The organism is Candidatus Gracilibacteria bacterium (assembly GCA_041661045.1).
In the GTDB taxonomy this organism is placed as follows: Bacteria; Patescibacteriota; Gracilibacteria; order UBA1369; family 2-02-FULL-48-14; genus 2-02-FULL-48-14.
The window spans coordinates 21929-44664 of the sequence record JBAZVE010000001.1; the positions used below are offsets into that span (position 1 = coordinate 21929).

Sequence of the window (22736 nt, forward strand, 5' to 3'; positions counted from 1 at the left end):
AGGGTAAGATGGGGACATGTTGAAAGTTCGAATCCAAAGAGTCGATAAAGGGCTTCCACTGCCTGTTTATGAGACGCAAGGCAGTGTGGGGTTTGATTTGTTGGCGCGGGAAACGGTGTGTGTGGAGCCGGGACGGATTGAGCTTATTCCCGCCAATGCGATTGTGGAGGTTCCCGAGGGTTATATGTTGATGGTGGCCTCCCGCAGCAGCACCCCAAAAAAGAAAGGGCTCACTCCCCCGCATGGATTCGGCGTAATCGATCGGGATTACTGTGGTCCTCAAGATGAGATCAAAATTCAGGTTTATAATTTTTCAGATGCAGCGGTGACCGTGGAACGGGGTGAAAAGATCGCCCAAGGAGTTTTTGTGCGTGTGGATCGCTTTGAATTTGAGGAGGTGGATAGCATCCGCGAAGACAGCCGCGGCGGGTTTGGGAGTACGGGGTGAAAACTAATAAGAAAATTATGCTGATTACACTTTACGGAATCAATAATATTGGGAAAAGCACGCAGGCTTTGCGGCTGGTGGAACGGCTGAGGGCGGCGGGGTGGGATGCGGTGTATTGCAAGTATCCGGTTTATGAAATGGAGCCCACGGGGCGTTATTTGAATGAGTTTTTAAGGAGTGGTGGTGCGCAGACTATCAGTGAGGAGGAATTACAAATGTGGTTCACTTTGAATCGTTATCAATTTCAGCCCACGCTGCAGAAGTGGCTCGCGGAGGGGAAAATTGTGGTAGCGGAGGATTATACGGGGACCGGCATTGCGTGGGGTACGGTGAAGGGAGCCAAAACAGAGTGGCTGGAGACCTTGAATGAAGGACTGGTGAAAGAAGATCTCGCCCTTTTACTTGATGGGGATCGGTTTACCAAGGCACAAGAAGAGGGGCATTTGCATGAAGCGAATGAAGCCTTTATGAAACGGGCGCGACAGATCCATTTGGAGTTGGGAGAAAAATATGGCTGGATTCATGTTCCCGTTGAACCCGGTATCGAAAAAACGGAACTCTTGATTTGGGAGGAGGTGCAGTCTAGAATAGGATCTCCAACAACCCATGGCACTAATCCTTGATGGTCGTACGGTTTCCGATTCTCTGCTCGCTGAGGTGAGCCAAGAAGTGGAACGCCTAAAAGCCCAAGGAGTTTTTACAAAGTTGGTGGTTGTGGTGGTGGGAGAAGATCCCGCCAGCCAGGTTTATGTTGGGAAAAAAGAGGAGGCTTGTAAACGAGTCGGCATGCTGAGTGAACGAGTGGCTTTGCCCGCAGAGAGCACTCAAGAAGAGGTGCTCAAGAAAATCGATGAACTCAATAAAGACCCCAGTGTAACAGGGATGATTGTGCAATTGCCACTCCCCTCCCACATGGATGCTCCGGTGGTGATCAAGGCCATTGATCCTTACAAAGATGTGGATGGCTTTCATGCCTACAATGTGGGGAAAATGTTTTTGAGTAAAGATTTTGAAGACCTGGCTTCTTGTACGCCAAAAGGGATCACTAAGATTTTGGATTTTTACGGGATTGATGTGAAAGGAATGGATTGCACGGTGATTGGCCGCAGCAATATTGTGGGAAAGCCGATGGTTGCCATGCTCATCAATCGGGATGCCACGGTTTCCTGCTGTCATAGTCGAACAAAAAATTTACTCAAGTATACGCAGGAGGCGGATTTGATTGTGGTTGCGGTTGGAAAGCCGAAATTTTTGACCGCAGATATGGTTAAAGAAGGGGCTATTGTGGTGGATGTGGGCATGCACCGGATGGAAGATGGAAAACTCTGTGGAGATGCGGATTTGGAAGGGATGAAAGACAAGGTTTCTGCGTATACTCCCGTCCCCGGTGGCGTGGGTCCCATGACGGTGGCTTGTCTGCTCATGAACACCGTGACAGCTGCTAAAAAACAAGCTAAACTCTAAACCTATGTGCGGAATCATCGGCATCCATTCCAAGTCCCCGGTCGCTCAAGAGCTCTATGATGGGCTCATGATGCTTCAACACCGTGGACAAGATGCGGCGGGAATGGTGAGCTTTGATGGACGGCAACTCCACATTAAAAAAGGAGATGGCCTTGCGAGTGATGTTTTTAAAGCCGAGGATTTTTTACGATTGCGAGGCAATACGGGTATGGCGCATGTGCGCTACCCCACCGCCGGGACTTATGACAGTGCCGAGGCTCAGCCTTTTTATGTGAATGCCCCCTTTGGAATCGCGCTGATTCACAATGGAAACTTAACCAATACCAAAGAGCTTCGTGAAGAAGTGGTGAAAAACAACCACCGTCATCTCAATACTTTTTCAGATTCAGAAGTGCTTTTGAATGTCCTCGCGTATGAAATTGAATCTTTGGGTACTCGGGATTTGACTCCCGAGGGACTCTTTAAGGCTATGGAAAAAGTTTATGGGCGGGTGAAGGGAGCTTATGCGGTTATTGCCCTCATTGCGGGCTATGGCCTCTTGGCTTTCCGCGACCCCAACGCCATCCGCCCTCTTGTGATGGGCACCCGAAAAGATGATCTTTTCCCCGATACCGTTTTTGCCTCCGAAAGTGTGGCCTTGGATGTGCTCGGTTATGAACTGGTGCGAGATGTCAAACCGGGAGAAGCTGTTTTTGTGGATTTGAAGGGTCAGGTGCACAGCAAGATCTGTGCCAAAAATCCTGTCTACAATCCTTGTATCTTTGAATATGTGTACTTTGCACGACCGGATTCTTTGATTGATGATATTTCTGTTTATAAGACTCGACTTCGCATGGGGGAAAAATTGGCAAAGAAGATCAAAGCCGCCAATATTGAGATCGATGTGGTGATTCCCGTGCCCAGCACCTCTCGTCACTCTGCGGCCCCTTTGGCGTATGAATTGGGCGTGAAGTACCGCGAAGGATTGGTCAAGAACCGCTATGTGGGTCGTACTTTTATTATGCCTGGGCAGAACAAACGACAAACTTCGATTCGTCGCAAGCTCAACCCCATCCGACTTGAGATTGAAGGAAAAAATGTTTTACTGGTGGACGACTCCATCGTGCGAGGGAATACTTCCAGAAAAATCGTTCAAATGGTGAGAGAAATGGGTGCTAAGAAAGTCTATTTTGCTTCGTGCGCCGCGCCGCTTCGTCATCCGTGTGTGTATGGAATCGATATGCCATCTCGTAAAGAATTTGTGGCCAACAATTTAACCGTTGAAGAAACGGCCCGCTCTTTGGGAGCGGATGGACTTTTCTACCAAGAATTGGAAGACTTGGCGGAGGCGGTACGAGAAGGAAATCCCACCATCGACCGATTTTGTATGGCGTGTTTTGACGGGAAGTACCCCACCCCCGATGTCACGGAGGAAGTCTTGCGAGCCGCGGAAGAAAGCCGCAGTGGTGTATACAAAGAAATTCGCAAGGATCTCCAAGATCCCGAAGAGCAAGAAAATCAAATCCCCCTTATTTAATGAAGCGAATTGTGCTCATTGGAAACGGTGCCAGGGAACACTGCATCGCCGAAACCTTGAAGCGAAGTCCTCAAGGGTGCGAACTGGGTGTTTTTGCAAGTGCCATGAATCCGGGAATTTCCGGATTGGCATCCGTTTATGAACTCACGGATTCTTTGCTCAATTTTGAAGCCCTGAAAAAATTTGCGTCGGAGTTTAAGCCGGATTTTGCGGTGATCGGCCCGGATGATCCCATTGCCGCGGGTGCGGCGGATGCTTTGCTGGACCTTGGAATTCAGAGCGTTGCCCCTTTAAAAGTTTTGGCACAAGTGGAAAGTTCCAAGGCCTTTGCCCGAGAACTTTTGCTTAAGTATGGCATTCCGGGTAATCCAAAATTTCGTGTTTTTAGCAATGAAGAAGGGATGCTTACTTATATGCAAGAGCTTGGAGAGTATGTGGTGAAGGCCGATGGACTCATGGGTGGCAAGGGTGTGCAGGTATCGGGTGAACATCTAAAAACTTTTGAAGAAGGTGTTGCTTTTGCGCTGGCGTGCATCGAAAAATTTGGCCGTGTGGTGGTGGAAGAAAAATTTGTGGGAGAAGAATTTTCTTTGATGAGTTTTGTTTCGGGCACTCAAGTGGTGGATATGCCCGCAGCGCAGGACCATAAACGCGCTTACGAAGGGGACAGCGGTCCCAACACTGGTGGCATGGGTACCATTGGAGACATCGATCACTCCCTTCCCTTTTTGAAACCCAGCGACTTGCAGGCCGCTCATGAAATCACGGTTGCCGTGGCTTCAGCGCTGCTCAAAGAAACGGGTAAGCCTTACAAAGGAATTCTTTATGGAGGTTTTATGGCGGTGAAAGATGGCGTACGACTTATTGAATACAATGCACGGTTTGGAGACCCCGAAACCATGAATGTCTTGCCGCTGCTCCGCAGTGATTTTATTGCACTGTGTGAAGGGATTTTAGCGGGCAATTTGGATGAAGTCCCCGTTGAGTTTGAGAAGAAAGCGACTGTAGTAAAATATGTGTGTCCGGAGGGCTATCCCGTGAATCCAAAGAAAGGTGAGCGCATTGAACTCGGCCCTGTCCCTGAGGGTGTGAAGGTCTACTATGCCTCCGTGGACAAACGGGACGATGGACTCTTTTTACTTGGTTCCCGTGGCGTGGCCTTTGTGGGCATTGGCGACTCCCTTGCGGAGGCTGAAGCCTTGGCAGAACAAGCAGCGGCCGCTGTGAAGGGGCCTGTATTCCATCGTCGTGATATTGGAACCGCCGCGCTTACTCAAAAACGGGTGGATCACATGCGGGACCTACGAGGTTGACGAGACTCAATCAAGTTCTGGAGCTTTGCGAGTTCTTGATCTGTAAAAAAGGCGGGTCCACTTAGTTTTCTTGAGACGGTTGCCTGATCACACCCCAGAGCTTTTGAGATGTCTTTTTGCGTAATACTCATTTCAGCGAGTCGTCTTTTTAAAGCCCACCGTTTTCCTTCCCCTATTTTCGATAGGTCTAAGAGAGTCCTTTCGTCTACACCCCCTTCATCTTCATTCAAAAGTTCAAGCACTTCTTTCACTTTTTCTCCTATGCTTAAAAGTTCCTTGAGGAGATCTTGGTGGGTTTTCGCTCTTAAGAGCCTCTTTCTCAGTATAGAAGCCAGTAAGTCTGCTACTTGATAGGCAAGAAGATGCGCGTGAAGCTCTGCTAGATCTTCAATGGGTCTACCCGTATCTGTTGCCTTTAAATTCATGTTTTTCAAGCTGATTATTAGGAGATATTATCAGCTAAAAGTTTATTTCTGTCAATCCTAGTCGTTGGCGACCCTTGTAGGATTGTCACCAGCAAGGCCGGGTTCGACCCCCGGTAGGTCCACCACTGAACAAGCAAAAAGCCCTTCATGCTGAGGGGCTTTTTGATAATCGGGCATCCTTGCAGGATTGTCTTCGGTATTATACCAATGTCTTCTTGTAAAGAAAAGACCTTGTGCCCGGGCACAGATTATTTGCTCTTTTTCTTAGATGCTTTTTTCTTGGCGGTCTTTTTTGGAGCGGCCGTTTTTTTGGGAGCAGCTTTTTTAGGAGCGGCTTTCTTTTTTGAAGTGCTTTTCTTCACAGGCTTCTTTGCAAAACGATCGTCCAGTATCGCTTTTTGTTCCTTCACATACTTGCCCACCACGCGCTTGAATTCTTCCGCCTTTTTGTTGGCTTTTCGGAGCATGTCATCGAGTTCCTCGCGCTTCATGTTAGCGACATCCGCTGCTTTGTCCTTTGCGTTTTCCAAAGCCTCGTGAACCCCTGGATTTTTGCTGAAATCCATGACCATGTCGCGCATCTCTTCTCCCATATTTTCAAGATCCTTCAAAAGACCTTTCGTATCGCCTTTCGCGATTTTTTGACGAATATTTTTACCTTCATCGGGTGCAAATAAAAGTCCTGTCAACGCACCGGTAACGAGTCCGATACCGAGTGCAATTTTTCCTGCTTTCTTTCCCATGGCGTGGGGTTGTTAATGATTATTTTTACTCTAGTCGGTGAGGAGGTTAATGTCAAACTCCTTAAGCATAATATTGAGGCGGTACAAGGGCAGGCCCACAACGGTGAAATAATCTCCTTCAATTTTTTGAATGAATAAGGCCCCTATGCCTTGAGCCGCGTACGAGGCTGCTTTGTCCATGGGCTCGCCCGTTTCAATGTAGGCACGAATTTCTTCATCGGTGAGGGGCAGAAATGAAATGCGTGTGGATTCGATGTGACTGATTTTTTTCTTGCCCTTTATGAGGCAGAGACCCGTGAGCACTTCGTGAGTCTCCCCTTGCAGCATTTTGAGCATGGCAAAGGCATCGTCTTTGTCTTTTGGTTTTTCGAGGACAAGATCCTGAAAAGCACCCACCGTGTCCACCCCAAGAACCAAGTCATTCGGATGGTTTTTGGCGATTTCTGTGGCTTTTCCCTCCGCGTTGAGCTTAACCGCTTCATGAGCGGAGCATGATCTGGAATCGATTTCCTTAAAATGTACGGCGGGCTCCACCTTAAAATCGAGGCCAATGGATCTTAAAAGTTCAGAGCGGCGCGGGCTTTGAGAGGCCAAGATGAGGGTTGTTTTCATTTTCCTTTGACAATATCAGGTTTCACCCCTATATTTTACGGGCAATTTTTTAAATCTCCAAGTCGAACTCCTAATACATTAAGGTATGCCGATCATTAAATCCGCTAAAAAAGCCGCAAAACAATCTCTTGTAAAGCGCGACCGCAACTATTTGACTCGTACTGCACTTCGAAAGGCCATTCGTGCCTTCAGTGATGCGGTTAAGGGAGGAAAAAAGACTGAGGCTGAAAAGCTTTTGGTTCCCGCCTTCAAGATCATTGATACCGCTGCCAAGAAAAAAGTGCTTGAAAAGAACACCGCCGCACGACGAAAATCTCTGCTGGCGCGCAAATTGGCCGGGATCAAGGCTTAATAAGAATCATCCGAATTTCACCATTTAAATCCTGGAGACTCTCCAGGATTTTTTGCATTGGGTAAACCGCAGCTTCTCCACGAATGGTTCCGGGGTCATTTACAATAAAATCCTCTCCCTGGTAAGCCGTGATCACCAGGGTGTGAAAGACCGGTCCCGGCTCTCCGTAATGTGGACTTTCAAAGTTTTTCACGGGAATAATGAGTATCCCCCCTTCTTCCAAAGCCGCCATCATGGTTTCTCTGGAAACTTCGTAAGAGATTTGCGCCTGTAATCCATAAAATTCGGTCAAAATCCTGAGCGTTTGAGTGAGATCCGTGTCTTTGTAGGTGCCCAGATTGAGTTCTTCCCATTCTTTTAGGCTGAGGAGTGCCTGGCCCACAATCTCTCGTGTGGGGGCTTCCTCCTGATTTGCCCACAAAAAAGCCATGAAAGCCGAAGCTTCTTCTGCAAAGGAGGCCCAGGGATCCGTCCAAAGTCCGTATGGAGCTTGGGAAACAAAGGGGACTTTTTGGGCTTCCGGAGCTGTCTCTTCGATGGGCGCTACCATCTGTGAACTTATTTTTTGTTCAAGCTTGTCCTCCATGACTATAGCGGAGACTGCGGGGGTTTCTTCCCCGTTGGTCCATTGCTTGGCCACCAGCATCCCGTCCACAAAGGCGATGAGGATGACGAATAGGCTGAGGTATTTGCTTTGCCAGTCTTGATGCATAGGACTCATTTAAGCAGATTTTTCATGTGTTGACAAGCGATGGTCTGGCACTCTACAATTTTAAGTGCTAATTCAACCACACTCACCATGAACCTTGATCGATTCACCACCAAATCGGCAGAGGCCCTTGAGGGGGCCGTGACTCTCGCAGAGAAATTGGGGCATGCCAGCCTTACTCCCCTGCATCTTTTTGTGAGCCTTTTGAAGCAAGATGGCGGCCTGGTGCCCGGTTTACTGGAACAATTGAAACAAAATCCCGAGCGAGTGGCTGAAAAAGTACGCAGTGAAATTTTAAAAGCTCCCAGCGTGAAAGAAGGGGTGCGCCCTCAAGTGGACCGTGCACTTCAAATCACTCTGGAACGAGCAGAAAAAGAAGCTGCCAAAATGAAGGATGATTATATCAGCGTGGAACATCTTTTTTTGGCGCTTTTGGAGGACAGTTCCATCAGAAAACTTTTTCCCGTGGACAGAGGCATCGTGGACGAAGAATTAAAGAAAATAAGGGGCCGACAGCGCGTTTCCGACCCTAATCCCGAGAACAAATACCAAGTGCTTGAAAAATATACAGTGGACCTCACCCGCAGAGCTGGCGAGGGTAAAATTGATCCCGTCATTGGACGAGATGAGGAAATCCGTCGCACCATGCAAATTCTTTCACGAAGAACTAAAAATAACCCTGTTTTGGTGGGTGAGCCGGGTACCGGAAAAACCGCCATTGTAGAGGGTCTGGCAAAGAAAATCGTGGAAGGAGATGTGCCTGAAAATTTGAAATATAAAAAACTCCTTTCCTTGGACTTGGCCGCCATGATTGCCGGCACCAAGTTCCGTGGGGAATTTGAAGAACGACTCAAAGCGGTGATTACGGAAATTGAAGGATCCAGCGGAGACATCATTCTTTTCGTCGATGAACTCCATACTATTGTGGGTGCCGGAGGCAGTGCAGACGGAGGTGCAATGGATGCGGGGAATATGCTTAAACCCGCTTTGGCCAGGGGGCAGCTGCGCACCATTGGCGCCACTACCCTTAAAGAGTACCGCCAGCACATCGAAAAGGATGCCGCTTTGGAACGCCGATTCCAACCGATTATGGTGGAGGAACCCAGCATCAAAGACAGCCTCTCCATCCTTCGTGGAATCAAAGAAAAATATGAAGTTCATCATGGGGTGCGTATTCGTGATAATGCTTTGGTTGCCGCCGTGAATCTTTCGAGCCGCTATATCACCGATCGTTTTTTGCCCGATAAAGCCATCGACCTTATGGATGAAGCGTGCAGCGTGATTCGCATTGAAAACGACAGCATGCCTACTGACATCGACCGCTTGAGAAGAAAGATTTTACAGCTTGAGATTGAGCGGGAGGCTCTTAAAAAAGAAGAGGACAGTGCTTCTCAAAAACGCCTGCAGGAATTGGAAAAAGAATTGGCGGAGTTGAAAGAAGAAAACAAAGGCTTGGAGCTCAAGTGGCGCAAAGAAAAAGAGGCTATGGATGAGATGAAAGCGATAGACAAAGAGTTGGAGGACTTGAAACAGGAATCGGCGGCGGCCGAACGCAATGGAGATTTGCAAAAAGTGGCGGAGATTAAGTATGCAAAAATACCGGCCTTGAAAGAAAAGGCCGCCGCCCTTGAAAAAAAGATGGAGCGCAAACAAGGTGGTGAAAAACTCCTGCGAGAAGAAGTGACGGAAGACGATATTGCCCAAGTGGTTTCGCGCTGGACGGGCATTCCGGTCACCAAAATGTTGGCCCAAGAATCGGACCGTTTGGCGCACCTGGAAGAGGAAATTGGTAAGCGAGTGATTGGGCAGAAAAAAGCTATTGAGGCCGTGGCAAAAGCGGTGCGCCGCAGCCGGAGTGGACTCCAAGATGAGGATCGCCCGATGGGTTCATTTTTATTCCTCGGGCCCACCGGCGTTGGGAAAACCGAATTGGCCAAGGCGCTTGCGGAATCTCTTTTTAGTGACGAACGCCACATGGTTCGCATCGATATGTCCGAGTACATGGAAAAACAATCGGTGGCACGACTCGTGGGCTCCCCCCCCGGGTATATCGGCTATGAGGAAGGTGGCCAACTCACGGAGGCGGTTCGAAGGCACCCTTATTCCGTCGTCCTCTTTGATGAAGTGGAAAAGGCGCACCCGGATGTTTTTAATGTGCTTTTGCAACTCCTGGATGATGGCCATTTGACCGACAGCAAGGGCCGCACCGTGGATTTTAAAAACAGTGTCATCATCATGACCTCCAATTTACCCCCCGAAAATCTTCAAAGCTTCTTCCGTCCTGAATTTTTGAACCGCATTGATGGAACTATCCTTTTCGACCGCTTAACCCCGGAAGAAATCACCGAAATTGTAGGCTTGCAAATGGCACGCATCGAAGAACGACTTCAAAAGAAAGGTATTTCACTCAAGATCAGTCAGGCCGTGCTCAAACACATTGCGGAGGCCGGTTACGACGAAGTCTTTGGTGCTCGCCCCCTCAAACGCTTCATTCAAAATGAAATTCTGGATGAACTTTCTCTCCAAATCATCGAGGGTAAACTCAAAGAAGGCGACAGCATAAGCATCGACATGAAAGGAGGGAAAATCAGCTTCAATTGATGGTGGACCCGATCGGAATCGAACCGACGACCTCTTCCATGCCATGGAAGCGCTCTAGCCAACTGAGCTACGGGCCCGTAATGAGGTGAGGATAACAAAAAAGCGATGCTAGGGTAACTCAGTCCCCGTGGGCATACAAGATTATTTTGCAGCGAGAGCTTCTAGCACTGGAGCTGCCATCACTTCAACGACTTGATGAGCTGTTTCTTCTTGTGGGATGGAGAGAGAGGCGGACTGCCTATTGGTGCGAAGCGTCATGAGGTATTGACTGAGCCCTCTGTAGTCTGAAATGGAGAGACTGATCTGACCCCGATTACTCGCCATCAAAGCTCTTTCCAAAAAGCTTATCCAATCTCCCCTAATGACCTCCCGAACTTCTGGTTTCACCTTGAAACAAGTCAAAAAAGTGATCAAACAATGTATTTCTTGTGGGGTATTTGCATCTCTCAAGGCTGCCTTTAATGCACTTGGGTCTTGCCTCCATGTCTCGAACTGGCGGCGATTGTCTGGAATCGTGTAGCCCTGATCCTCGTTTGTTCTTTTTTCTTTGAGGAAAGTATTCATCGTCTTTATTGGACTCTTTTTTTAAGCGAAAAACAACTTGAAAATATGTCAAAGTACGGGTAGATTTTTTTCCGCTGCTTTTGTCAATCCATCAAATAATTCATCAGGGCGCTCCATGGCGGAAGCCTCCATTTCGACTGCGGTGGTGGCAATTTCCAAAACTCCTTCCCACTCTGGCCCCATTTGCTCCTTTTTAATCAAACCATGCCTAAGCATGTGAATAATCAGACTCAGCTCAAACTCGTCTTCTTCTTGAGCGTTCTCTCCTAACTCCTGAATTATTTCTTTCTCTAAAAATATCCCAGCTTCTGCTAAAACAGTTTGAATCGCTTCATACCAATCGGTAAATTCATCCTCACTGACCCATCGCCTTCCAGCTTCTTCAATAAAGTTGATATCTAATACCTTTATTTCTTCTGGAGATTCTTCCATGCCTGAATTATAACATAAAATTTATGTTAATGGAAGGGCCTGCCAACTGGGGTTGCTAGGATTTTTCTACCTGGTTTAGTTTTCTGGGTTGGTAGTCACATAATCTTTCAAGCCAAGGCTCTGGTGTATCGCCGTTCTCTTCCGTCTTCCGTCTCAACTCCTCTGCAAGGTCTCTCATACGAGCGGCAAGCTCATTTTCGAGGTCCGGTTCCTCCCCTCTTTTGTTCAACTCTCCTGCATACTGAGTGACATCTTCCATATCTTCCAAGGCTCGATCCATGAAGCCATTCCTTTTAAAAATTTTCGCTCGACGCAATCTATGAGCGATCTCTTCCTTAAGAGGAGCTGCCAGCGGGAAATACACTCTATCCATTTCTGCCGTCCACTGATCTTCCCACTTATTCAATAGAGCTACACTTTCTTCCGTTAGTTTCCCTGGATCGTCAGGGTCTCTTTTTATAAATCCAATGAAATCATGATCTTCTACTATTTCGTCATCTGGGGGTTCTGGAGAGGTTTCCATGACAATTTAATGCTGAATAGGAATTGTAGCACAAATTGATGCTACATGAAAGGCGGTGGGCATTTTAATACACCACTTTCAGGTAACACGCCGGGCATAGGATGCTTTGTGAGTTCTGCGAAGTGGTGGCGCTGGGAACAGTTTGGCCACAGTGGGTGCAGGCCACTTCTTGAAGTCGGTATTCCGGGCGTTTGAGCATGCGGTCGGCATGTCTTTGGTCCGGGTGCCTTTTGGGGAGTGGCAGGTCCATGTTTTTATAAAAAGCGAGTTCTTGTGGTGTGAGTTTGTAGACTTTTCCCGTGACTTCACAGCGGATTGTATCGGGAACATTGGTGTCTGCCGGCGCGGGCATTTCATAATCAGACCACTTATAGCCTTTGGCCAAAGCCTCTTCTCGTGTGAGCGGAAAGTGATCCATGACCAGGGTCTCGTTGTATCCGTAAGGATTGAGTTCGACTGGGAAAAATTCACCATACTCCCCCGTCTGCTTCATGTGCTCGATGAGCTTGGCACGGAGGATATGGTAGTCGGCCTCGGAATATTGTTTATTAAAAATACAAAAGCGTTTTTTCTTGAGTCCGGTGCAGCCAAAGCAGTCGCTGCAACCCGTGACTTGAAAGCAGTATTCCAAGTTGGAATTGTTGGTGGTGCAGGTGGAACAAAACTTTAAGTTGTAAGCGTTGTCTCCACATCCCGCTGAATGATAGATGAGCTCCGCCTTGCAGCCCCAAGAAGTGTAGTCCATGCAATTCTTGGCATGAAGAGCCACTTTGATGCAGTAACGACAATCTTCAAGATCCTTGGAATCAAAACAGTGAAAGGCGTTTTTGGAATTGTAGAGATGGTCGCCCAGTACATTTTCATTGTTTTCGCCTTCGGTAGCTTTGCGGGGCTGAGTTAAAAAGAAGGCTTCGGCACGATGCCTCAATTCCGCAATCCCCTCTGGCGTGTTGAGTTTCATTTTTGCTTTTTCTTGTTCGTATTCTTCCTTGCTGAGCTGTTTGTTGAAAATCATGTACTGCTTGTGGCGCTGGTTCACCGAGGCGATGCAATCTTTGCAACTCACGCAACTTTTAAGGAAGAAGCCGTCTTGGCAGCCGGTGCATTCTTGCGAGAATTTTAAGTTGTAGGATTTTTGACAATCGATGCATTCGTAGGCCAATTCACACTCGTAACAATTGGTGCAGTCCAGCACATTCTTGCAGTGGTAGATTCGATTTGAAAAAGCACAGTCCTCACTGTAATCGCTTTCAGAAACCAAATAACAATTTTTTAAATAACCTGTGCAGTTGGTGTATTCGCTATTTTCCAGTGTGCCGCCAATCACAAATAAAGAAAGATGCGGAACCTGATTGAGCAGCTCAGCAAATTGTTCAAAAAAAGGCCGATTGAAATCCACTTCACGGCCGTACGACAGCGCATCCCACTCGTCTCCCCACCATGTTTCGTAGTGGTAGACCGGAAAGGGCTGATTTTCATGATAAGTGGAGAGGATGGTTTTGCCGGAAAAGTCACATTTCCTTTTATAGAGCTTCCGCCCATTTCTTTCCTGAAGCCGCCGAATCAGCCGGCACTCCGGACACTGCTTTGGCGCAGGCACGCCGATTTGTTCATAAAATTTTTGATCCTCCGGAGCGGGTTCAAAGTCGATTTTACATTGCAAACAGGTGCTCATGGGGAGAGCTTAGCATGGCAATTATTTCCTGAGTAGCAATAAAACGAGGCCGACCATGCGGTCTTTCTCTTATGCCGCTACTGAAAATGCACGATTATTGTTTGCGGCTCGCCCTGTATCGAAATATTGGGTGCTTGAGTAGCCATAAGCATCGCGATCCCAAGCGCTTCCCCAGCCGTTAGCTCTAACGGCAGCTTGCGTGTGTTCTCTGCCGTCTAATCCTGTAACAACCCAAGGAATTTCACGCCCCTGCCCATCAAAAAAGGTAAAGCGCCCACCACCATCTGCGTTGGCTTTGATCACTAGGGAAACTCCGTAATTGCTGACTTGGTCTTCTAGCTGCCCGGAATAGCTGATGTCGGCGGAACTCGGTCCATTGGCCTCAGGTCCAAGCTGTGGTCCGTGCGTGTGGGCCATAGACCAAGTGGGCGTATGCGGATTGAGCCTCAGTTCTTCTTGAATCTTGGCTCTTGTTTGGTCTCCTACTTCGAACTTGTTCGTTTTAGGACTATCGCCCAGCCCCAAGCCTACACATCCCTCAACATTAAAAACCGTTCCGTCCATTATTCCACCCAAAAGCAGAGCTCCCGTTTCCGCTTCTTGATTGCGCATTTGCGCATCACCAATTCGAAGCAAATCCTCAACTGACATGTGAACCTCCTTTGGTATCGTTCGTTCCATGCTGTCATTTTAACACTTATTTTGGCTTCGGCAAGGGTTTGGGCTAAGCATTTGCTAAGGTCGTCAAAAGGGTGTATAATATTGGATGTATTAAATGAAAATTTATGCTAACACTTAATGAAGTGATCCAAGTTGATGGTGGAGACAGACCCCTTCTTCCATCTGAAATTGATGGAGTTTTAGCCGCTGCACTTCCAGAAGACTATTCGGGGCTGATTGGGCTTCGCAGTTCAGAGTTTAGGGCACGAGTTGGCGATCTAGATTTAGGAGATTTAGTAAGAAAAGCTGAGGCAAATGCAGTAAATTCTGACCACTATGAGCCAGGCTCTAACTCTAGTAACGCCGTACTAAGAGCGGTTGCAGCAGTTAGGCGAGACTTCCTCAATGAATAGGGCTATTTTTGATCGTATTAGGGTTACTTTTAATTATTTTGTATGGATCGTGTCCCAATAGCCTTGTCTGGGCCTCAAAGATTAGTTTTAGAGGCAATCACCCTATCTCACACGGGGATGCAATCCGCTTGGCTTAGACAAAGAACTCTTGATGAATGTGGAGCAACTTTGGGAGACTTACAAACACTATTAGAGGAAGGTTTAGTTGAGCTCAGAGCTGACCGTTACTTCGCGACTTCAAAAAAGTAAACCTATGAAAGATACTTTTGGGCAAGCCTTGTATGGGTACTGGAAGGGCGATCATAAAACGCCTCATTTCGTTAGGCGGGAGGATGGCTTTTTAGATGAGACTCCTAATGCTGATTATTTTCGGCCCGAGCTTATGTCCAAGGAGAAAGCTTTGGTCAAATTCGCTCGTGGGAAGATTTTGGATGTCGGCTCCGGGGCTGGTCGAGCGCTACTCTATTTTGGAAAGAAGGGTTTTGATATTTGTGGAATCGACTTCTCCCCTCTTGCTGTTCGCGTTTGTAAGGAACGGGGACTAAAGGCTGAGATGAAGGATGTTTTCAAAATGCGAAAAACTTCTGCATACAATACTGTTTTGCTCTTTGGAAACAACATTGGAATTGGCGGCGATTTGAAAGGAGCCGAGAACTTACTTAAAAAATTGAACACACTTGTCGACAAAAAAGGCCGTGTGCTGCTCACCAGTATGGATGTTAGCAAGACGGACAATCCAAAGCATAAGGCTTATCACCAAATGAATCTCAAAAGGAGAAAGTATGTGGGTGAGGTGAAAATTCGAGTGGAATACAAGAAAGCCATTGGAACTTACTTCAAGTGGATTCATCTTGATTCCGAAAAACTTAAGGAACTCGCGGCAAAAACGGGGTGGAAGGTCATTTACCTTAAAGTCACTAAGGATGGCTCTTACTCGGCGGTTCTGGAGAAGTAGACTCTAGAATCGTAGTAGGTCGCACGCGGATAATTTTGAACTTTTCTGATGTCCACCTAAGTACGCAATGGAGGCTCTTCTTCACCCTTTGGAAGTACTGGCAATGGTTCTATAGGAGGAGGCGGGAGCACAGGTAATGCCTGACAACATTCACATGAACAACCGATTGGATGGCCTGGGCCACAAGGTTCCGATGGATCTACTATCGTGGACTCTTCTAAATTTATTGAGCAGCCTTTCTCCACCCTCTGCGCAAATTCAACCTGCCAACAAGGAACTCCTTCTTTTGAAAATGGAGTGGGGTCGACTTGAGTTTGAGTTGGCTTTATCCCTTCTTCAGCCAAAACAGGGCTGGAGCTTGCCAGAAAGATGGATAACATTGTTTCTTTCATCTCTATATTGGTTGATACTGCCACTCATTTTAACATTAATTGTCGAAAAGTCATCAACCTGTCTACACTCAGCAAAAAACTGAAATCGCATATCCTTCAAGATAAATCTTCTTAGCGCTTCCAGCTCCTTCCATTCGTACGGTCAAATCCCCCATTCCTTCTAAACCAGGACCACAACGGATAAGGAATTCTTGCTGACTGGATCTTAAGTGTTTTTGTAAGTATTCAGCGAGAGCTATGGAGCCCACACCGCAGACCAAATCTTCTTCATCTCGATTCGGGAAATGACGCGCGTGAGCATCTAGAGCTTCAGTTTCTAATGCAAAAGGAAACAATCCTGTGATTGGATCCTCATCGGTTGAGTAACGAGTACAAAATGCTCGAATTGCCTGAAAATCTCTCTGAATTTTAAGCAAATTTTCGAGTGTTACAGGAATCATAAGTTTCATTTTCCCTGGAGCGCCTACGAGTTGAATGGGCAGGGACTCAAGAATGTGATCAATATGAAGGATCTCAGCAAGTGCTTCTTTTGGAATTTCCAAATCTCTAAATCCTGGAAGGGACTGAGTTTGAGAAATTTTGCCATCAGGAAAGCGAGTCGCTTCAATGACTGTTCCTTTTGTGTTCACAAACTTTCCCTCCATCACTTGGCTTTGAGGCGGAAAGGCAAGATGTGCTGCCGCTAAGGTGGCATGCCCACAAGCGAAAGTTTCAGTCGCCCCGTTTTCATAGAGGAAACGGATTGGAATTGGCTTTTTTCTTGTATCAATAATGGCTGCTACTGTGCATGCAGACTCTCTCACTAGTCTCATGGCTTCCTCGGAATCAAGATCTGCATCAATAACTAGAGCTGGATTCCCCAACTTTGGATTTTTTGTGAAGGCCTTTACTGTGGTCGCTTGAATCTGTTGCATGGAGTGAGTTTAGCAGATTTTTCGACATTTAATATCCACTCGTCTGCGACGAGGGTGGTGGGCCCGGCCGTGCAAGAGACGAATTTGATTGACTATTTCCTTAATGCCTCACTTCCTCCTAACGCTTTTTGAAGTCCTAACTGTCTTCTGACTTGATCTACTTCACCACCTGTTCTTCCAAGAGCACCTGCCGAAATTATTAATTCAGGGATTCTAGGCTCAGGCTCCCGACTAATCATAGCAGCTAAGCTTTCCAGTCTTGTTGGCCCTCCTGGCATAATATTTTGGTTAAGTTATTATCAAGGTAAGATATTACATCATTTCTTCACATCCTGTCAATATTTGTGCGTGTGGTCACACTAGTCGCTCGACTTATTTTTTGTTGGTTATGAAGCTGTGGCTCCTCTTGACCCCTGAGCTAATTTCCCTTCTAGGATGGCTAATAATGCCTGCGTTCTCCTGATGTCACCCGCCATGCTAATCAGGCCCTCGTTGCGTCCACTACTTAATGAAGTACCTTCTTGAAATTCTGGAAGGACCCTCCATGCTCTATATCCCTCAACAGTAGCTACTTGCCATCCAGAAGATGCTAAAGGTCTTTGCAGATTAACACCTAGCGTATCTCCCCTACTAATTAGTTCAACCTCCGTCCATGGGAAGTCCCCGGCGTATGTAGTTTGTACAAGCAAGCGGGTCTGTCCGCCTTCACCCTGTTGACCGTGCTGAGCTAAGAGCCTCTGAGCCCTAGTTCGATTGCTATCAATAAGCTCTTCCAAACCTCCATTCATGCCATTGCTGCTCTCTAAGAAAGCCTCGTCACCCTTCCTCATTCTACTTTCCTCTTCATCTTCTAAGGCCTCTGTTGCTTCGCTGTCTAAGAGTCCACCTCCATCATACACTGCTCTGAGCCTAGGGAATGGGGATTCTGTTCTCATTTTTAAGGAGTTATTGGTTGGTAGGTAAACTTACCATACGAAAATTGGATTTAGCAAACTATTAAAAATTTAATAGTGGTGGGCCTCGACTTATTTTTCAATAATTATCAAAGCCAGATTCACCAAAAACAGTTTTCTTGGCAAACCTTAGCACATCTTCAAAAGGAGACATGTTGCTGATACTTAGTCCTTCAACCTTGCAAGCTTTTATACCTCCAATAGAAAGGCTTATCTGAATGTTAAGAAACTCGGTTTTCTTGAAGCTACAGTTCTCAAAGTTACAGCCAACAAGTGCAGATTCTAAAAAAATACAATTATTGAAAGTGCAATCATTAAAAATTCCGCTTGCAAAATCCCCTCCAAGAATCAAACAGTTTTCAAAAACTCTACCCATAAAATCGCTGTCCATTACATCTCCACTTCCTAAGCCTCCTGCATAATTTGTAGTTCTCAAGTCGAAAAAACCAGTGAAAGTTTCTTCACTTCTATAAACCCGATCAAATTCTTCTAAGTTTTTTGTCATATTAAAAAATGCAGTTTTACTTTAGCAAACTTTCTGCGTTTTAGTAGATTTTCGACTTATTTCTTGGTAGTGATTCGAGTGAAAGTTTGAACTGGGGGCTAATGTAGACAGGAGTATAGTGCTTTGATTGACATGGCTTACTGTATGTAGTATTGTATACCACTGTAACAGATTGATATGCCTATATCATCAAAAGTTGAAGAGGGCGTCGACTATGAGCCAGGGTTCCCTGAAGATTTACGCATTGAAGAGCTCTTCCTATTGGTAGATTCTTGGACAGAGGCTCTTCGTAAGGCGTTGATCTCTTTAGGTTACAATCCCTTTACAGGAACCAGAGAGCAAAAACCTGAGTACGCAGATCACTTTGAAGGAAGAACTGTTTTGCCAGATGGTAGAGAAGTAAGGGCCTATTTTATGACTGTTGGAAAGTTCCATGATGGTCAAAGGGTAGCAAATGACCGCTTGGAACTCAGTATAACTCCGGTAAGAGAAGATCAGCATGGCATCAGCACTGTTTCGATGGGTGAAAATCTTAGATTAGAAGAGGTTAGACTCCTCTTGGGTATACCAAGCCATCACACTAAATGGGTGACCCCTTTCTATGCCAGATCCAGGGATACAAAGGATCCTAGAGATTATACCTTTGACGAGCAAAGAGTTTATATCCAGTATGCTCGTTTGCTAAAACAAATCTTAGATCTGCATTTCCAACATTCTCTGGGAAGAGTAGCAGAAGACTCTACAGATGTGACAAGCGCGACCGTGACACCGCGTCTTTTAGAAGCTTCAGAAGTTATAGAGGAAAAAAATTAAGCAGCCTCAAGTTTTGTCACAATTTCCCTCGACTTATTTTTTGGTGGCTCTCAATAGAGTAATCCCTACATCTATTATGTAGACTATGCTCAGGACTGACAGCCCCAAAGTTAGAAGACCCATTGTATCTATCATTTCAACTCTTAAGTTATCCCAATTTGTGTTGCCTGCTTCCATTAGGCCTATGATTGTAGAATTGAAATCATTTTTTATAAAAAGCAAGGTGGGCCAAGCACCAATAAGGATTCCTGAGAATAGATAAAGCCATTTTTGTGAAGAATTACTGGATGTATTGTTTTTTGTTTTTCCTGTTACAAAAAGCCAGCGTTTTTTGCCGTCCAAATGGTCCATAGAAGCGTGGAGCATCTCATACTGACCTGTTTGTAACTGATTATTCAAATTCTCAAAGCTATCACCCCCCTCATGGCCGATACAATATGTTTGAATCCCATAAATAATTCGACTCTTGTGCCAAGAAAGATAAAGGACCAAAAGAGTGATGCAGTTCACAATCAAAGCGATAAGACTAAGAATGGAATCAGGCATGTAAGAACTGTGTTAGTAGATAAGCCTATAAATTATACCAGTGCTATAGAGTCTTGAAATACATCTTGGAATGCTGCACTTTGTGCAGTATGGTCACACTAGTTCCTCGATTTATTTTTTGGTGGTGATTCGAGTAAAAAATCATAAGATCAGTTCTCCTTCCGTATTAAAAAGAGCTACATTTTCAAAAACCGATCTTATAAACGCTACCTCATCTTTGTCTTCAGCTAATTTTGGTGGCAAAATAATTCCTGATATAAAGTTCCCAGGTATACCGCACAAAATTGAAGATAACCTTTGCCCTTCGGGTGAATTCGGGTCATACGGCAATTGATTTATAATCCCTTTCATTTCTTCTCTCCCCTCAGCGTTATATGGATCCATATGTAGAAGTTCTTTCAATTCAGCAATGTTAGGGTCAATTAGAATTGCTACTTGATCATTCGTTCTACTGTTTTTGTTTGGCAAAAAAGTGCGTTCCATTTTTGAACTTTTCATTATAAGAGAGCCATCAGGACGCCGTTTTTCATCTGGCACATGGTACCAATCCACATAATCCTTTACCGAGGTATCGTGCGGTATTTTATAAAAATCTGCACAGAAATGTGTTTCACTATCTTCAGGTATACCTATCAATTCTCCTGATAACACCCCATTTGCTTGCAGAGCTTGGATTTTCTCTCTTGAATAAGATGTTCCGTGAACAAGTGTTCCCGCTACAAGTGGAGTTAAGCCAGCTTGAATACGTATTTGCAAAGGATTTGGAACCTTTAAGGTACTTAATCTTTGAAATAGACCCCATTGTTTTCTTACCTTTGTAAGCTCTTCATCGTTCAACTCCTTCTCGAGAATCATAGTATCTGGAAGAGGCAATCCAGCTGCCTCCTTCACTTCTGGACTAGTTGCTTCTCTTGCCACCTCCTCTTCAGGTTTTTCTAGGTCTAAATCTCTCATTAATTTATCTGATTATAAATCAGCTCATTATACCAGATTTGCAAAAAACTAACCAGTGATGAGGTTTTAGCAAGACATTTCTGTACAGTAAAAACCTTGAATGGTCACACTAGTTCCTCGACTTATTTTTTTGGCGGTAGTACGGATGAAAATCGCTCAATAGACTAATCAGACTGACTTACTGGCTACTTTTTTACGCATGATTGGCAAGACTATCAAGAAGCCTACGAGCATTAATGCCGTCAAAACGATGAGGGGGATTTTTTGACTCTCCAAGGAATCGCTGGACCATCCGTATAAAATGGGCCCTATGATCACGGCCGCCTGAGAAACAAAAGAGTAAAAACCGAATTCCGTGCCTGAATTTTCTGGCTTTACCACTCGAGCATAGTGGGCTCTTAGTATCGACTGGCTATTCCCTACCGCTAACCCACCCAATATTGAAATCAAAATGACCGTTGGTGCGTAGGGTGGGAGCAAAAGAAGCACAAAGGCCACCAGCATACAGATCATGGAGCTTGAAAATATAGTCGCCATTTTCCCTTTCGCAGCTAAGCGACCGCCTATTAGCGTAGCCGGAAAGGCTACCAGTTGAATGAGCAAAAGCATGTATCCGATTTGCATTGAAGTCAGTCCCAGTTCTTTTGAGCAATACAAAGCAAAGAAGAGTATGAAAACGGTGATGCACTCGCTGATGATCCAAAACCCCAAAAGGAACTGTATTTTTTGTTTACGAGTTAAAGTTACTGATTCCTCGTAGCTCGCCGGTAAAGCACTGAAAGACTTCAGACCTTTGAGTGCTAATCCTGAGAAAAATGTATAAAAAATGCTGACGCTCAAAAAAACAGGCAGTGAAAATTCCGAACTTTGGCTTTGTATGATGAGTACAATGAGCAGACTTAGGATTCCTCCGACATAACCGAAACCCCACGCGAAACCGCTGTAGCGATAGGATTCGGGCCCTTGAGAAATATGAGGCAATACAGAATCTGAAAGCGATAGTGAGGCAATGAAAATGGCCTGCGTGAGGATAAAAAGTGGAGCAACCAGTGTCTGGGAAAATGAAGTGGCTAGCCCCAACACAATCATTCCCACGGAGCTTAGAATGATTGTCCACTTTAAGAATCTATATTTTCCATATTTATCAGAAATTTTTCCCAACCACAAAGCTAGTAAGATCCCTAAAAAGGTCGCGATGGCATTTGCCGTCCCCCACGCCGCAAGCGGATATCCAAAATTGATGAGTACGGTCGCAAAATAAGCTGGGAGAAGAAACGCCCCATAGGAAAGTATGTAGCTGGAATTTGCAAAATCGTAATAAGCCCAACTCCGTACTATGCTGTTTTTGTTCATGGTGCCAGGTTAAACTGTTGTGTATAAACCTCTGGCCTTCTTAGCTTAAAATAAGGCTTTTGATCCCTAGTTCTAGTGGCTAGTTCCATTTCAATATCTGCATAAACTATCTGTTCTTGATCGTTCGCCTTTACGATCACACCACCGTTTGGATCTACAACAATGGATTCCCCACAAAAGTCCATTTTCCCTTCAAGGCCCACTCGATTGCACATCGCAATGAAAACAGAATTTTGCATTGCAGGGACTCGAAGTTCCCATTCAAACATTTCAAGAGGTTCGTCCTTGGTATTGGCCGTTGGGATAATGATGATTTGTGCTCCCTGTAAAGCACACGAGCGAATGCTTTCTGGGTAGTGCCTATCAAAACAAATCACCACACCCACTTTTCCAATGGCCGTGTTGTATACCTTAAAGCCGCTTTCAGATGGGTTGTAGTAATCCTGCTCGTAGAAACCCTCTGCTTGAACAATATGAACCATTTTAGAAATACCTAAAATTTCCCCATTTGAATCGATCAATGGAGAGGCATCAAACTTATCCGCGCCTTCGTTTAGGTAAAAATTTGGCACTGCCACCATCTTCAGCTCTTTACACTTTTCCTGTAGTGATTTAATCACCTGGTCTTCGATTCCTATTTCGTAGGATGAGGTGTCTTTGCCTTTATACTGAGGAAAGAATGGGTAAAACTGGAGTTCTGGGAAACAAATGAGGTTTGCTCCATTTTTAGCTGCTTCCTCCATTGTTGAGATAGCTTTTTCAATATTTCCTTGAATGTTCTCTCCGAGTTTTAGTTGAGCTAAAGCGATTTTCATGATTCAAAAATACCAAAAACTAAGGAATTTGCCAGACCAAGATTTTTTAAGCTGCACTTCGTGCAGTATGGTCACACAAGTCCCTC

At 45.6% G+C, this 22736-nt stretch carries 23 protein-coding genes, 1 tRNA gene and 1 pseudogene; 10 read left to right on the forward strand and 15 right to left on the reverse strand.

Translation table 25 applies throughout. From position 1 onward, the window contains the following. Positions 1-16: 16 nt before the first annotated feature. From dut to purD, 5 genes are read left to right on the forward strand one after another with little or no spacing between them, the layout of a single operon-like run. Complete coding sequence (gene dut, locus WC777_00115) at positions 17-622, forward strand: dUTP diphosphatase (protein ID MFA6023616.1); 606 nt, start codon at positions 17-19, stop codon at positions 620-622. Beyond that, positions 526-1224 carry a hypothetical protein gene (locus WC777_00120; GenBank protein ID MFA6023617.1) on the forward strand — a complete coding sequence of 233 codons (699 nt, stop codon included), beginning with the start codon at positions 526-528 and terminating at the stop codon, positions 1222-1224. The genes dut and WC777_00120 overlap by 97 nt, the downstream gene beginning before the upstream one ends. Next, complete coding sequence (locus WC777_00125; protein MFA6023618.1) at positions 1118-1912, forward strand: bifunctional 5,10-methylenetetrahydrofolate dehydrogenase/5,10-methenyltetrahydrofolate cyclohydrolase; 795 nt, start codon at positions 1118-1120, stop codon at positions 1910-1912. Before WC777_00120 ends, WC777_00125 begins: the two co-directional genes overlap by 107 nt. Positions 1913-1916: 4 nt before the next feature. Beyond that, positions 1917-3428: an amidophosphoribosyltransferase gene (gene purF / locus WC777_00130; GenBank protein ID MFA6023619.1), complete on the forward strand. Its 1512-nt coding sequence runs from the start codon at positions 1917-1919 to the stop codon at positions 3426-3428. Then, the gene (gene purD / locus WC777_00135; GenBank protein ID MFA6023620.1) at positions 3428-5095 is read left to right on the forward strand and encodes a phosphoribosylamine--glycine ligase; all 1668 of its coding nucleotides are present in this window, start codon (positions 3428-3430) and stop codon (positions 5093-5095) included. The genes purF and purD overlap by 1 nt, the downstream gene beginning before the upstream one ends. Positions 5096-5414: 319 nt before the next feature. Here the strand turns inward: purD and WC777_00140 are convergent, their stop codons facing one another. Both WC777_00140 and WC777_00145 read right to left on the reverse strand, forming a co-directional pair. Further along, positions 5415-5909 (reverse strand): YtxH domain-containing protein, encoded by a 495-nt coding sequence (locus WC777_00140; protein MFA6023621.1) that lies wholly within the window; start codon positions 5907-5909, stop codon positions 5415-5417. 30 nt (positions 5910-5939) lie between these two features. After that, the gene (locus tag WC777_00145) at positions 5940-6521 is read right to left on the reverse strand and encodes a Maf family protein (protein MFA6023622.1); all 582 of its coding nucleotides are present in this window, start codon (positions 6519-6521) and stop codon (positions 5940-5942) included. An 85-nt stretch (positions 6522-6606) separates the two neighbouring features. On the opposite strand from WC777_00145, the gene rpsT reads away from it, so the two are divergent. Further along, positions 6607-6873: a 30S ribosomal protein S20 gene (gene rpsT / locus WC777_00150; GenBank protein MFA6023623.1), complete on the forward strand. Its 267-nt coding sequence runs from the start codon at positions 6607-6609 to the stop codon at positions 6871-6873. A gap of 799 nt (positions 6874-7672) precedes the next feature. Further along, a pseudogene (locus tag WC777_00155) lies at positions 7673-10138 on the forward strand (AAA family ATPase). Positions 10139-10183: 45 nt separating this feature from the next. Here the strand turns inward: WC777_00155 and WC777_00160 are convergent. The 6 genes from WC777_00160 to WC777_00185 all read right to left on the reverse strand — a co-directional run bounded on the left by WC777_00160 (position 10184) and on the right by WC777_00185 (position 14058). After that, a tRNA-Ala gene (locus tag WC777_00160) sits at positions 10184-10260 on the reverse strand. A gap of 64 nt (positions 10261-10324) precedes the next feature. After that, a complete protein-coding gene (locus tag WC777_00165; protein MFA6023624.1) occupies positions 10325-10747 on the reverse strand; it encodes a hypothetical protein in 423 nt (140 codons plus the stop codon). A gap of 21 nt (positions 10748-10768) precedes the next feature. After that, entirely contained in the window at positions 10769-11179 is a 411-nt protein-coding gene (locus tag WC777_00170; protein ID MFA6023625.1) for a hypothetical protein, read from the reverse strand. A gap of 55 nt (positions 11180-11234) precedes the next feature. Next, positions 11235-11702, reverse strand: coding sequence for a hypothetical protein (locus WC777_00175; protein MFA6023626.1), 468 nt, complete (start codon positions 11700-11702; stop codon positions 11235-11237). Between the two features lie 64 nt (positions 11703-11766). Then, a complete protein-coding gene (locus tag WC777_00180) occupies positions 11767-13377 on the reverse strand; it encodes a hypothetical protein (protein ID MFA6023627.1) in 1611 nt (536 codons plus the stop codon). 69 nt (positions 13378-13446) lie between these two features. Beyond that, positions 13447-14058: a hypothetical protein gene (locus WC777_00185; GenBank protein MFA6023628.1), complete on the reverse strand. Its 612-nt coding sequence runs from the start codon at positions 14056-14058 to the stop codon at positions 13447-13449. A gap of 104 nt (positions 14059-14162) precedes the next feature. Here WC777_00185 and WC777_00190 point away from each other — a divergent pair, with 104 nt between their 5' ends. Continuing rightward, positions 14163-14450, forward strand: coding sequence for a hypothetical protein (locus WC777_00190; GenBank protein ID MFA6023629.1), 288 nt, complete (start codon positions 14163-14165; stop codon positions 14448-14450). Between the two features lie 253 nt (positions 14451-14703). Then, a complete protein-coding gene (locus tag WC777_00195) occupies positions 14704-15405 on the forward strand; it encodes a class I SAM-dependent methyltransferase (GenBank protein MFA6023630.1) in 702 nt (233 codons plus the stop codon). A gap of 454 nt (positions 15406-15859) precedes the next feature. On the opposite strand, the gene WC777_00200 is transcribed toward WC777_00195, so the two are convergent. From WC777_00200 to WC777_00210, 3 genes are all read right to left on the reverse strand, one after another. Beyond that, positions 15860-16711 carry a PhzF family phenazine biosynthesis isomerase gene (locus WC777_00200; GenBank protein MFA6023631.1) on the reverse strand — a complete coding sequence of 284 codons (852 nt, stop codon included), beginning with the start codon at positions 16709-16711 and terminating at the stop codon, positions 15860-15862. Positions 16712-17097: 386 nt separating this feature from the next. Continuing rightward, on the reverse strand, positions 17098-17646 hold the full coding sequence (locus tag WC777_00205; protein ID MFA6023632.1) for a hypothetical protein: 549 nt from the start codon (positions 17644-17646) through the stop codon (positions 17098-17100). A 61-nt stretch (positions 17647-17707) separates the two neighbouring features. Further along, positions 17708-18169, reverse strand: coding sequence for a pentapeptide repeat-containing protein (locus tag WC777_00210; protein MFA6023633.1), 462 nt, complete (start codon positions 18167-18169; stop codon positions 17708-17710). Positions 18170-18346: 177 nt separating this feature from the next. Here WC777_00210 and WC777_00215 point away from each other — a divergent pair, with 177 nt between their 5' ends. Further along, positions 18347-18982 (forward strand): hypothetical protein, encoded by a 636-nt coding sequence (locus WC777_00215; GenBank protein MFA6023634.1) that lies wholly within the window; start codon positions 18347-18349, stop codon positions 18980-18982. 33 nt (positions 18983-19015) lie between these two features. Here WC777_00215 and WC777_00220 read toward each other — a convergent pair whose 3' ends face one another. The 4 genes from WC777_00220 to WC777_00235 all read right to left on the reverse strand — a co-directional run bounded on the left by WC777_00220 (position 19016) and on the right by WC777_00235 (position 22650). After that, positions 19016-19528, reverse strand: coding sequence for a hypothetical protein (locus WC777_00220; protein MFA6023635.1), 513 nt, complete (start codon positions 19526-19528; stop codon positions 19016-19018). Between the two features lie 111 nt (positions 19529-19639). Next, positions 19640-20482 carry a hypothetical protein gene (locus WC777_00225; GenBank protein MFA6023636.1) on the reverse strand — a complete coding sequence of 281 codons (843 nt, stop codon included), beginning with the start codon at positions 20480-20482 and terminating at the stop codon, positions 19640-19642. Between the two features lie 66 nt (positions 20483-20548). Continuing rightward, complete coding sequence (locus WC777_00230) at positions 20549-21835, reverse strand: MFS transporter (GenBank protein ID MFA6023637.1); 1287 nt, start codon at positions 21833-21835, stop codon at positions 20549-20551. Further along, on the reverse strand, positions 21817-22650 hold the full coding sequence (locus tag WC777_00235) for a carbon-nitrogen hydrolase family protein (protein MFA6023638.1): 834 nt from the start codon (positions 22648-22650) through the stop codon (positions 21817-21819). Before WC777_00235 ends, WC777_00230 begins: the two co-directional genes overlap by 19 nt. Positions 22651-22736 lie beyond the last annotated feature (86 nt).